Annotated in this window: 5 protein-coding genes, 1 tRNA gene and 3 rRNA genes; 7 read left to right on the plus strand and 2 right to left on the minus strand. The window is 53.0% G+C overall.

The window, feature by feature from the left end:
• The first annotated feature begins 264 nt into the window (after window positions 1-264).
• Window positions 265-2,619 carry a clamp-binding protein CrfC gene (gene crfC, locus HWQ15_RS10140; RefSeq protein WP_063149659.1) on the plus strand — a complete coding sequence of 785 codons (2,355 nt, stop codon included), beginning with the start codon at window positions 265-267 and terminating at the stop codon, window positions 2,617-2,619.
• Entirely contained in the window at window positions 2,616-3,494 is an 879-nt protein-coding gene (locus tag HWQ15_RS10145) for a diguanylate cyclase regulator RdcB family protein (protein ID WP_023305281.1), read from the plus strand. The genes crfC and HWQ15_RS10145 overlap by 4 nt, the downstream gene beginning before the upstream one ends.
• Window positions 3,495-3,527: 33 nt before the next feature.
• On the opposite strand, the gene kdgT is transcribed toward HWQ15_RS10145, so the two are convergent.
• Entirely contained in the window at window positions 3,528-4,520 is a 993-nt protein-coding gene (kdgT, locus tag HWQ15_RS10150; RefSeq protein WP_022646792.1) for a 2-keto-3-deoxygluconate transporter, read from the minus strand.
• A 645-nt stretch (window positions 4,521-5,165) separates the two neighbouring features.
• Between kdgT and proP the strand changes: the two genes are divergently transcribed.
• Window positions 5,166-6,668 (plus strand): glycine betaine/L-proline transporter ProP, encoded by a 1,503-nt coding sequence (gene proP / locus HWQ15_RS10155; protein WP_022646793.1) that lies wholly within the window; start codon window positions 5,166-5,168, stop codon window positions 6,666-6,668.
• A gap of 32 nt (window positions 6,669-6,700) precedes the next feature.
• Here the strand turns inward: proP and HWQ15_RS10160 are convergent, their stop codons facing one another.
• Window positions 6,701-7,654: a nickel/cobalt transporter gene (locus HWQ15_RS10160; RefSeq protein WP_023299116.1), complete on the minus strand. Its 954-nt coding sequence runs from the start codon at window positions 7,652-7,654 to the stop codon at window positions 6,701-6,703.
• Between the two features lie 482 nt (window positions 7,655-8,136).
• Between HWQ15_RS10160 and HWQ15_RS10165 the strand changes: the two genes are divergently transcribed.
• From HWQ15_RS10165 to rrf, 4 genes are all read left to right on the plus strand, one after another.
• A 16S ribosomal RNA gene (locus HWQ15_RS10165) occupies window positions 8,137-9,678 on the plus strand.
• 84 nt (window positions 9,679-9,762) lie between these two features.
• A tRNA-Glu gene (locus HWQ15_RS10170) sits at window positions 9,763-9,838 on the plus strand.
• A gap of 183 nt (window positions 9,839-10,021) precedes the next feature.
• Window positions 10,022-12,927, plus strand: a 23S ribosomal RNA gene (locus HWQ15_RS10175).
• Between the two features lie 69 nt (window positions 12,928-12,996).
• Window positions 12,997-13,112: ribosomal RNA gene (gene rrf / locus HWQ15_RS10180) — 5S ribosomal RNA — on the plus strand.
• Together the 16S, 23S and 5S rRNA genes with 1 tRNA gene alongside form the textbook arrangement of a ribosomal RNA operon.
• Window positions 13,113-13,153 lie beyond the last annotated feature (41 nt).

The following is a 13,153-nucleotide window of genomic DNA, read 5'->3' on the forward strand; positions in this document are numbered from 1 at the left end:
AATACCTCTCTTTTTTGGTGGGTAAATAACGATGATATCTCCTGATGTTTCCTGAAAATGCGTTTTGTCTATTTACTTTTGGTCTTCTGACCAGAGGGATGTTTTACACGTATTAGAAGGGTGAGATTTAAATTCTCATTATCTTCAGTTACTTGTATTAAATGAACATGTTTTCCATACGTGATCATATAAGCCTGAACAGTATAATTAAAAAAACGTGGCTTAATAAAAGTAATAAATTTGCGTTAAGGGAAGGCTTTTATCATGCACACACAGACCATATTTGAATTAAGCCAGGAAGCCGAACGTTTGTTACAGCTGGCTCTGAACAATCTTGATTCATTAAAATCAATGCCGATTGCAAAGCTGGATAGCACAGCCGCTGCCATGAGCGGCGTTAATAACAACGTTTTGCCATTACATTTTAGCGCGCGGGGTGTCGACGCTCAGCAGGCGTTGCTGAATAACGAATTACGCAAAATAACCCGCCTCGAAATGGTGCTGGCGATTGTGGGTACCATGAAAGCGGGAAAATCGACCACCATTAATGCGATTGTGGGCACGGAAGTGCTGCCGAACCGCAATCGTCCGATGACGGCGCTGCCCACGCTGATCCGCCATACGCCGGGCCAGAAGGAGCCGGTGCTGCATTTTTTGCACGTTGCGCCCATTGATACCCTGATTTCCCAGTTGCAGACGAAATTGTGCGATAAAGATCGCGGCAAGCTGGCGCGGCGTCTGGAAATCGACAAGGACATGAATACGCTGCTGGAGCGCATCGAAAGAGGTGAGGCGTTCGGAAAACATCACCTGGGCGCGGAGCCCATCTTTCATTGTCTGAAAAGCCTGAACGATCTGGTGCGGCTTTCGCAGGCGCTGGGCGTGGAGTTTCCTTTTTCTGAGTACGCCGCGATTGAACATATTCCGGTGATTGAGGTGGAATTTGTGCACCTCGCCGGTCTGGATGCGCACCTGGGGCAACTGACGCTGCTCGACACGCCGGGGCCGAACGAGGCCGGTCAGCCGCACCTGCAAAAAATGCTCAGCGAGCAGCTGGCGCGCGCCTCCGCCGTGCTGGCGGTGATGGACTATACCCAGCTTAAATCCATTTCCGACGCCGAGGTTCGGCAGGCAATTTCGGCGGCGGGGAAATCCGTGCCGCTTTACGCCCTGGTCAATAAATTCGATCAGAAAGATCGTAACAGCGACGATGAAGAGCAGGTACGGGCGATGATTTCCGGCACGCTGATGAAAGGGAATATTTCTCCGGGACAAATTTACCCGGTCTCTTCCATGTGGGCCTACCTGGCAAACCGCGCCCGCTATGAGATGAACACCCATGGGCGGCTTCCCGATCATCAGGATCAGCGTTGGGTGCAGGATTTTGCCGAGGCCGCGCTGGGCCGCCGCTGGCGTATGGCCGATCTCGACGATAGTGACCATATTCGCCATGCGGCGGATCTGCTGTGGGAGGATTCGCTGTTCGAACAGCCCATCCGCAAGCTGATTTACGCGGCTTACGCCAACGCCTCGCTGTTCGCCCTGCGGTCGGCATCGCATAAGCTGCTGAACTATGCGCAAAATGCCAGAGAATACCTGGATTTTCGCCATCAGGGACTGACGGTCGCCTTTGATGAGCTGGAGCGGAATATTAAGCGCCTGGAAGAGGACATGGCGATGCTGCGTCAGCGGCAGAGCGTAGTGAGCGATGAGGTCCAGCATGAAGTTGAAGAGGCGCTCAACGCAGCGGATACATTTCTGCTTAGTCAGAAAGGTGAACTTCACCAGGCGCTGGACGACATGTTTAGCCGCCCGTTAATTCTTGATTTAGCCGGGCGCGAGCCATCCAGCATGCGTACAGACGACACGGATGAGCACCAGCAGCTGGTGCTTGACGATGAAGGGCAGGCACAGATTGTCCTGAGCAAGATCCGATCGTCATGCGAGCAGATTTTGCTGAATGCGCAGAGCAGAATTAGCCGGGAGCTGGCGTTACGCTTCGATCAGCTGGAGTCTACGCTCGCCCGATCGTTGAATGAGGCGATGCGCCCCATCGAGATGCAAATTAAGGAACAGCTCAGTCATGCCGGCTTTCGGGCGCGGATTAGCTTTCCGGCGTTTCAGGCAAACCAGCTTAACTTCAATACGCGCGGCTTATTTAATGATGCCATTGTGCAGGACACCCCTCCCGCCAGTCAGCCTGCAGGGGCGGGCAGCGTACGTAATACCGTCTCGCGCTGGCTCAATCATCCCGGCTGGGGCTGGGAAGCGTATGTGGAGACGCGCACCCGATATGTCATCGATATCGCTCAGCTTCATGGCAAATTTACGCAGCATACCGATCAGTTTTGCGATCAAATACGTAAAGCTTTGGCCGCGCAGGTCGATGTCTCTGTTACGGCAGGTATGGCAACGTTTTTTGCAGAGTTTTCGTTGTGCCTGACCGGGTTACAGGAAAGCTTGCGTGATAGCCTTGCCGTGCGGCAGCAGAATGAGCATTCAACCCGGGCGCTTAGCCAGTTGTTGAAGCAAAGTATGACCACAGCGGCGTGGATTCAGGAAGATACCCGACTGTTACGCGATGATATTCAAACCTTATTCGCGGCAGAGCAACCATGACAACACAGCTACTGGACGGTCCCGGGCGGACGCTGGAGTGTATTCATCCAAAATTTATGGTCGATTTGGTCCAGGGGGCGGATGCTGCTCGTCACACCCTCCTGGGGCCACAGCAACTGCAATTTCGTGAGCGTTTGACGCAGGAGATCGTTACGCAGACCCGGTTGCGGCCATGGGCAATGGCGGGAATGCTCAACGAAAATGCAGCACTGCGGCTGGGTCTGGCGGAGAAACTGGCCGGTATGCTCGACCCCGGACACCTGGCGCTGACCCGCATGTCCGACAAGCTGGTAGCCCTGCGCCAGCAGGTTAATCCACGCCTCCCTCAACCTTCCGGATTGTTGCAACAGTACGAGGCGCTCTCCGCACATTTCAACCAGCGTGCCGCCTATAAAGAGAAAGCGCTCGCGCAGCGCGGCCTTACGGTTCAGGCGGGTGAGCACAGCGAGCAAATTTTTACCCGCTGGCGAGCCGGGCAGTATGAAGGCTGGTCGCTGGCTGGCCGCTGCTTTATCGTGCTGGAAGAGTTGCGCTGGGGCGCGTTTGGCGATGCCTGTCGTCTGGCGAATAGTGATGTGGCGGCCATGCTGAAAGATAACCTGCGCAGCATGGCCGCAAACTATCTGGCACAGGGGATTAACGCTTCTCCCACCACCCGGCATTTTTACCATCAGTGGCTGACGACGCCCGCTTCTCCTGGTCTGATGGATTATAAAGATATGCTTGGCTGGCTGGGGGACTGGTGTCAGGCGGATAAACATCCGGTGAGCTGGTCAGTGACGCAGAGCTGGCAAACGGTCGCGCTGGGTATGCCGAGACTCTGTTCGGCAAAACGGCTGGTGGATGGCATGATGGAAGAGATATTTAGTGCGTGATTGCCCCCTCTTTTTAAGGAGGGGGCGAACGACTTAGTGGTGCATTTCTACCGCTTTCGGCTCTGCCTGGGTTTCCGGAACCTGTCCAAAACGTCTGGCGTACAGCGCCGTGATGATCGGGACCAGAATCGCCGTCACAATCACGCTGGCGGCAACCAGGGCCGTGGCGGAAGCCGCCACCGGTTCAAAGGCCGGGTTAATCTGGGCGATAATCACCGGGTTAGCTACCGCAGCGCCTGCGGCCGACGAGGCGGCCACACCTGCGGTTCCGTTACCGCCCCCGATGACGCGGTCTGCAATAATTAGCGGAATACCCGTGATGACGATGACGGCAACACCCAGCACAATACCCAGCAGGCCGGTTTCCAGAATCACGTTCAGATTGATGGTATTGCCCAACGCGAAGCCGAAGAACGGGATCAGTACCGGGGTGGCTTTGCTGAAGAAATCGCGCAGATCGTGATCGAGGTTGCCTAGCGCAAAACCAATCAGGAACGGCAGGATCGCCCCGACAAAATGGTGGGGTTCAAAGGAGGCAAGGCCGGCAGAACCCAGAATCAGCATGGTCATCAGCGGACCCGACTCCAGGGACATCAGCACGAACGCGCCTGATTCTTCTTTGGTGCCATATTGATTCATCAGGCTGGCATAGAGACCGCCGTTGGTCATATCCATTGCTGAAACAATGGCCAGAACGGATAATCCGGCGAAGAATCCGGTCTGTATGCCATTCTCCGGAATGAACATCGCGCAGATCATGGCAACGACCCAGGCGACCGCAATTTTAGTAATGACCAGCGTCCCTGATTTACGTAATACCGTACCAGTTGCACGTAAATTAATAGATGCGCCGATGCAAAAGAACCAGACTGCCAGAATCGGCACCGTTCCGGTGATCATACCTTTTGTAAAACCGCCAAAATAAGCACCGGTATTCGGGGCCAGCGTATTTAATATCGCGCCAAGTACCAGCGGGACCAGCATCATCCCGCCCGGGATGCGTTCTATTGTTGCTTTAATCTTCATCATTAACCCTCACATCTCGCCCGCGTGGCTGGCGGAAATCTCAAAAAATAGATCAACAAATTCAAATGATTGCCTTTTTGAAGACCAATCTATTCGTTACTTATGCTGTAAAGCGAAATTCAGGTGCTTAGCATTCCTTCATTTGAAAGCCGCTGGGATATTGTGTTCGGGTTTATCATGCGATCTTTGGAATTGCGATTCAATGAAAATAAAACACTGTTTTAGTTATCTGCGTCACATATTGAATGTAAACAGGAATGCCCGCTGTTAATAATTAAATTTTGTGTAAATTCGATGTGAAGAAATGTGATTGTTTTTTGTTTTAAGAGGAATAATAACGGGTGTTAAGATGTGCTTGATAAAGGGGGTGAGAATGACCTTATTTATCGTGAATTGACAAAACCTGAAGCCAACTTACGAACCGGAAAAATATATGTGAAGTTGATCACATATATAAACGCTGGTAGGGTAAAAAGGTCTTTAACTGCCCAGACAGGCGTCAACAGGTTCGGTTGTATTGAGGTAAAACGTCAATGTAAGTAAACCTGCTACGCTTGAATAAGGAGATTCGCATGGAGCGGATCTCTGGTTCACAGCTTGCAAATGCGCTGTGAAACGGACGGGGCTGAGTCTACGAGGAAAGCTATGCTTAGAAGGAAAAAAGTAAAACCCATCACGCTGCGCGATGTCACCATTATTGATGATGCGAAACTGCGCAAAGCGATTACGGCGGCCTCGCTCGGTAATGCGATGGAGTGGTTCGATTTTGGTGTCTACGGCTTTGTTGCCTATGCGCTTGGTAAAGTGTTCTTCCCCGGTGCCGATCCCAGCTTGCAGATGATTGCCGCGCTGGGTACGTTCTCTGTTCCCTTCCTTATTCGCCCTCTCGGTGGCCTGTTCTTCGGCATGCTGGGTGATAAATATGGTCGCCAGAAGATCCTGGCTATTACTATTGTCATCATGTCGATAAGTACATTCTGTATCGGCCTTATTCCGTCCTATGCGACCATTGGTATATGGGCACCGATCCTGCTGTTGATCTGTAAGATGGCGCAGGGCTTCTCCGTTGGCGGCGAATATACCGGTGCATCGATTTTTGTCGCCGAGTATTCTCCGGACCGAAAACGCGGCTTTATGGGCAGCTGGCTCGACTTTGGTTCGATTGCCGGGTTTGTCATGGGCGCGGGAGTTGTGGTTCTGATTTCAACCGTAGTGGGTGAAGAGAACTTCCTCGACTGGGGCTGGCGTATTCCGTTCTTCCTGGCGCTGCCGCTTGGCATCATCGGTCTTTACCTGCGTCACGCCCTGGAAGAGACGCCTGCGTTCCAGCAGCACGTTGAAAAGCTGGAGCAGGGCGACCGTGAAGGGTTGCAGGATGGCCCGAAAGTGTCGTTCAAGGAGATTGCGACCAAACACTGGCGCAGCCTGCTGACCTGTATCGGTCTGGTGATTTCCACCAACGTGACCTATTACATGCTGCTGACCTACATGCCGAGCTATCTGTCGCATAACCTGCACTACTCGGAAGACCACGGTGTGCTGATTATTATCGCCATCATGGTAGGCATGCTGTTCGTGCAGCCGATTATGGGTCTGCTGAGCGACCGCTTTGGCCGTAAGCCATTCATTATTCTCGGTAGCGTCGCACTGTTCGCGCTGGCAATCCCGGCCTTTATTCTGATTAACAGCAATGTGCTGGGGCTGATTTTCGCCGGTCTGCTGATGCTGGCGGTGATCCTCAACTGCTTTATCGGGGTGATGGCTTCTACGCTACCGGCAATGTTCCCGACGCATATTCGCTACAGTGCGCTGGCGGCAGCCTTTAATATCTCCGTTCTGATTGCGGGCCTGACGCCGACGCTTGCTGCTTCACTGGTGGAGAGCACGCAGAACCTGATGATGCCTGCTTACTATCTGATGGTTATTGCGGTGATTGGCCTGATTACCGGTATTACTATGAAGGAGACGGCGAACCGTCCACTGAAAGGGGCAACGCCTGCGGCGTCCGATATTCAGGAAGCGAAGGAGATCCTGCGCGAGCACTACGATAACGTAGAGCAGAAGATTGAAGATATTGACGCAGAGATTGAAGAGCTTCAGAAAAAACGTTCTCGCCTGGTTGACCAGCATCCGCGAATTAACGAGTGATAAAAAACCCGCCGCTGGCGGGTTTTCTTTTATTAGCATCCTGCGGCGATATAGTCGCCGCTGGCGCTGACGGGGATCACCGTCAGGAAGAGGATAGTTGCGAACAGTATCAGAACAACTCCTCCGGCTATTTTGACCATCGGCATTACCCAGTTCAGGGAAGTGCCGCCACTAAACCAGGCTACTGTGCGTTCACGCGCGTAACGTACTGCCAGCGACAGCCCCATAATCGACAACGCCGTTCCCAGCGACATTGTCATCACAGCAGCAATTCCCCAGCTAATAATGCCGAGCGCATTCGAGAACATCAGGATCATAATTGCTCCGCTGCACGGGCGTGCGCCAATGGCCAGCACCACGCCCAGACGGGTTTTCCAGTCGCTTTTAGCCAGATCCACCCCTACGCCGTGATGGCCGCAGCCACAGTGTTCATTATGCTGATGATGCGGCTTGATGGCGCTAATCGCCATTTTGCGCGGACGCAGGCTGCTGAGCGCCTGATAAATGATAAACGCACCGAAGGCGGCAATCAGTAAGGCGCTGATTTTCTCGACGTACCAACGGCTGGTACTGATATCCCCTGCCGCGAGGTTCAATCCAACCGCCAGGATAAAGACAAAGAGGATCGCGCTGACGCCCTGCATCAGGCTACCGATAAACGGTACGACGCGCGCCGCGAGCTGGCTCTCTTTATTGGTGCTGAGATACGTGGCGACGATAAATTTGCCGTGTCCTGGTCCAACGGCATGGAGTACACCATAAAGAAACGCACCGGTTAACAACCACAGCCCACCGCTGTACTGATGATTATTAAGTTGCAGCAAATACATCACCAGATAACGGTGCAGGGTGATCTGAGCGGCGAGGCACCACTGAATAAAAGCATTCCAGTGCGTATGCAGTGCGAAACCTGCCATAAGTAACACCAGCACGGCGAGCCCGGCGGTTGGGATACGCCAGTCACGTTGAAGTCGTTGTGTCGTCATCAGGTTGGTCTGCGAGAGGAATATTTGCCGCTAGTATAGTGTTCAATTAGCGGGATCGCACCGGGATCGTCAATGGATTGTGGATAACTCTGTGCGTAAAAGGGTATAAGGCGGGGTTTTGCTGGGGAATACAGCAGTCAGTCATTTTTTTGCAACTTTTCTGTTGCGGTCGCTCGGGAACTCCCTATAATGCGCCTCCATCGACACGGCAGATGTGAATCACTTCACAGACTACCCGGTCGGTTGAAGAGAAAAAATCCTGAAATAACGGGTTGACTCTGAAAGAGGAAAGCGTAATATACGCCACCTCGCGACAGAGCGCTGAAGCGCGTCGCAACTGCTCTTTAACAATTTATCAGACAATCTGTGTGGGCACTCAAAGTGACATGGATTCTTAACGTCCTCGGACGAAAAATGAATACCAAGTCTCTGAGTGAACATACGTAATTCATTACGAAGTTTAATTCACGAGCATCAAACTTAAATTGAAGAGTTTGATCATGGCTCAGATTGAACGCTGGCGGCAGGCCTAACACATGCAAGTCGAACGGTAACAGGAAGCAGCTTGCTGCTTCGCTGACGAGTGGCGGACGGGTGAGTAATGTCTGGGAAACTGCCTGATGGAGGGGGATAACTACTGGAAACGGTAGCTAATACCGCATAATGTCGCAAGACCAAAGAGGGGGACCTTCGGGCCTCTTGCCATCGGATGTGCCCAGATGGGATTAGCTAGTAGGTGGGGTAACGGCTCACCTAGGCGACGATCCCTAGCTGGTCTGAGAGGATGACCAGCCACACTGGAACTGAGACACGGTCCAGACTCCTACGGGAGGCAGCAGTGGGGAATATTGCACAATGGGCGCAAGCCTGATGCAGCCATGCCGCGTGTATGAAGAAGGCCTTCGGGTTGTAAAGTACTTTCAGCGGGGAGGAAGGCGACAGGGTTAATAACCCTGTCGATTGACGTTACCCGCAGAAGAAGCACCGGCTAACTCCGTGCCAGCAGCCGCGGTAATACGGAGGGTGCAAGCGTTAATCGGAATTACTGGGCGTAAAGCGCACGCAGGCGGTCTGTCAAGTCGGATGTGAAATCCCCGGGCTCAACCTGGGAACTGCATTCGAAACTGGCAGGCTAGAGTCTTGTAGAGGGGGGTAGAATTCCAGGTGTAGCGGTGAAATGCGTAGAGATCTGGAGGAATACCGGTGGCGAAGGCGGCCCCCTGGACAAAGACTGACGCTCAGGTGCGAAAGCGTGGGGAGCAAACAGGATTAGATACCCTGGTAGTCCACGCCGTAAACGATGTCGACTTGGAGGTTGTGCCCTTGAGGCGTGGCTTCCGGAGCTAACGCGTTAAGTCGACCGCCTGGGGAGTACGGCCGCAAGGTTAAAACTCAAATGAATTGACGGGGGCCCGCACAAGCGGTGGAGCATGTGGTTTAATTCGATGCAACGCGAAGAACCTTACCTACTCTTGACATCCAGAGAACTTAGCAGAGATGCTTTGGTGCCTTCGGGAACTCTGAGACAGGTGCTGCATGGCTGTCGTCAGCTCGTGTTGTGAAATGTTGGGTTAAGTCCCGCAACGAGCGCAACCCTTATCCTTTGTTGCCAGCGGTTAGGCCGGGAACTCAAAGGAGACTGCCAGTGATAAACTGGAGGAAGGTGGGGATGACGTCAAGTCATCATGGCCCTTACGAGTAGGGCTACACACGTGCTACAATGGCGCATACAAAGAGAAGCGACCTCGCGAGAGCAAGCGGACCTCATAAAGTGCGTCGTAGTCCGGATTGGAGTCTGCAACTCGACTCCATGAAGTCGGAATCGCTAGTAATCGTGGATCAGAATGCCACGGTGAATACGTTCCCGGGCCTTGTACACACCGCCCGTCACACCATGGGAGTGGGTTGCAAAAGAAGTAGGTAGCTTAACCTTCGGGAGGGCGCTTACCACTTTGTGATTCATGACTGGGGTGAAGTCGTAACAAGGTAACCGTAGGGGAACCTGCGGTTGGATCACCTCCTTACCTTAAAGAACCTGCCTTTGTAGTGTCCACACAGATTGTCTGATGAAAAGTAAATAGCAAGGCGTCTTGCGATTGAGACTGTACGTCCCCTTCGTCTAGAGGCCCAGGACACCGCCCTTTCACGGCGGTAACAGGGGTTCGAATCCCCTAGGGGACGCCACTTGCTGGTTCGTGAGTGAAAGTCACCTGCCGTCATATCTCAAAACTGACTTGCGAGTCATGTTTGAGATATTTGCTCTTTAAAAATCTGGATCAAGCTGAAAATTGAAACGACACATCTTTAATGGTGTGTTCGAGTCTCTCAAATTTTCGCAATCAGAAGTGAAACATCTTCGGGTTGTGAGGTTAAGCGACTAAGCGTACACGGTGGATGCCCTGGCAGTCAGAGGCGATGAAGGACGTGCTAATCTGCGAAAAGCGCCGGCGAGGTGATATGAACCTTTGACCCGGCGATGTCCGAATGGGGAAACCCAGTGCAATCCGTTGCACTATCGTTAACTGAATACATAGGTTAACGAGGCGAACCGGGGGAACTGAAACATCTAAGTACCCCGAGGAAAAGAAATCAACCGAGATTCCCCCAGTAGCGGCGAGCGAACGGGGAGCAGCCCGGAGTCTGAATCAGCTTGTGTGTTAGTGGAACGGTCTGGAAAGTCCGACGGTACAGGGTGATAGTCCCGTACACGAAAGCACACATGCTGTGAACTCGAAGAGTAGGGCGGGACACGTGGTATCCTGTCTGAATATGGGGGGACCATCCTCCAAGGCTAAATACTCCTGACTGACCGATAGTGAACCAGTACCGTGAGGGAAAGGCGAAAAGAACCCCGGCGAGGGGAGTGAAAAAGAACCTGAAACCGTGTACGTACAAGCAGTGGAAGCCTCTTTATGGGGTGACTGCGTACCTTTTGTATAATGGGTCAGCGACTTATATTCTGTAGCAAGGTTAACCGTATAGGGGAGCCGAAGGGAAACCGAGTCTTAACTGGGCGTTAAGTTGCAGGGTATAGACCCGAAACCCGGTGATCTAGCCATGGGCAGGTTGAAGGTTGGGTAACACTAACTGGAGGACCGAACCGACTAATGTTGAAAAATTAGCGGATGACCTGTGGCTGGGGGTGAAAGGCCAATCAAACCGGGAGATAGCTGGTTCTCCCCGAAAGCTATTTAGGTAGCGCCTCGTGAACTCATCTTCGGGGGTAGAGCACTGTTTCGGCTAGGGGGCCATCCCGGCTTACCAACCCGATGCAAACTACGAATACCGAAGAATGTTATCACGGGAGACACACGGCGGGTGCTAACGTCCGTCGTGAAGAGGGAAACAACCCAGACCGCCAGCTAAGGTCCCAAAGTCATGGTTAAGTGGGAAACGATGTGGGAAGGCACAGACAGCCAGGATGTTGGCTTAGAAGCAGCCATCATTTAAAGAAAGCGTAATAGCTCACTGGTCGAGTCGGCCTGCGCGGAAGATGTAACGGGGCTAAACCATGCACCGAAGCTGCGGCAGCGACGCTTATGCGTTGTTGGGTAGGGGAGCGTTCTGTAAGCCGTCGAAGGTGTGCTGTGAGGCATGCTGGAGGTATCAGAAGTGCGAATGCTGACATAAGTAACGATAAAGCGGGTGAAAAGCCCGCTCGCCGGAAGACCAAGGGTTCCTGTCCAACGTTAATCGGGGCAGGGTGAGTCGACCCCTAAGGCGAGGCCGAAAGGCGTAGTCGATGGGAAACAGGTTAATATTCCTGTACTTGGTGTTACTGCGAAGGGGGGACGGAGAAGGCTATGTCAGCCGGGCGACGGTTGTCCCGGTTTAAGCATGTAGGCGGAGGTTCCAGGTAAATCCGGTACCTTGTTAACGCTGAGGTGTGATGACGAGGCACTACGGTGCTGAAGTGATAAATGCCCTGCTTCCAGGAAAAGCCTCTAAGCATCAGGTAACACGAAATCGTACCCCAAACCGACACAGGTGGTCAGGTAGAGAATACCAAGGCGCTTGAGAGAACTCGGGTGAAGGAACTAGGCAAAATGGTGCCGTAACTTCGGGAGAAGGCACGCTGATAGGTAGGTGAAGTCCCTGCGGACGGAGCTGAAATCAGTCGAAGATACCAGCTGGCTGCAACTGTTTATTAAAAACACAGCACTGTGCAAACACGAAAGTGGACGTATACGGTGTGACGCCTGCCCGGTGCCGGAAGGTTAATTGATGGGGTTAGCGGCAACGCGAAGCTCTTGATCGAAGCCCCGGTAAACGGCGGCCGTAACTATAACGGTCCTAAGGTAGCGAAATTCCTTGTCGGGTAAGTTCCGACCTGCACGAATGGCGTAATGATGGCCAGGCTGTCTCCACCCGAGACTCAGTGAAATTGAACTCGCTGTGAAGATGCAGTGTACCCGCGGCAAGACGGAAAGACCCCGTGAACCTTTACTATAGCTTGACACTGAACACTGGTCCTTGATGTGTAGGATAGGTGGGAGGCTTTGAAGCGTGGACGCCAGTCTGCGTGGAGCCAACCTTGAAATACCACCCTTTAATGGCTGGTGTTCTAACGTAGACCCGTAATCCGGGTTGCGGACAGTGTCTGGTGGGTAGTTTGACTGGGGCGGTCTCCTCCCAAAGAGTAACGGAGGAGCACGAAGGTTGGCTAATCCTGGTCGGACATCAGGAGGTTAGTGCAATGGCATAAGCCAGCTTGACTGCGAGCGTGACGGCGCGAGCAGGTGCGAAAGCAGGTCATAGTGATCCGGTGGTTCTGAATGGAAGGGCCATCGCTCAACGGATAAAAGGTACTCCGGGGATAACAGGCTGATACCGCCCAAGAGTTCATATCGACGGCGGTGTTTGGCACCTCGATGTCGGCTCATCACATCCTGGGGCTGAAGTAGGTCCCAAGGGTATGGCTGTTCGCCATTTAAAGTGGTACGCGAGCTGGGTTTAGAACGTCGTGAGACAGTTCGGTCCCTATCTGCCGTGGGCGCTGGAGAATTGAGGGGGGCTGCTCCTAGTACGAGAGGACCGGAGTGGACGCATCACTGGTGTTCGGGTTGTCATGCCAATGGCACTGCCCGGTAGCTAAATGCGGAAAAGATAAGTGCTGAAAGCATCTAAGCACGAAACTTGCCCCGAGATGAGTTCTCCCTGAGACCTTGAGTCTCCTGAAGGAACGTTGAAGACGACGACGTTGATAGGTCGGGTGTGTAAGCGCAGCGATGCGTTGAGCTAACCGATACTAATGAACCGTGAGGCTTAACCTTACAACGCCGAAGCTGTTTCGGCGAAGAGACAGACACGATTTTCAGCCTGATACAGATTAACAGAATTTGCCTGGCGGCTTTAGCGCGGTGGTCCCACCTGACCCCATGCCGAACTCAGAAGTGAAACGCCGTAGCGCCGATGGTAGTGTGGGGTCTCCCCATGTGAGAGTAGGGAACTGCCAGGCATCAATCAGGAAGAACCCCGTACCGGAAGGTGCGGGGTTTT

It is taken from the genome of Enterobacter sp. DSM 30060, assembly GCF_013375955.1.
Taxonomy (GTDB): Bacteria; Pseudomonadota; Gammaproteobacteria; order Enterobacterales; family Enterobacteriaceae; genus Enterobacter; species Enterobacter intestinihominis.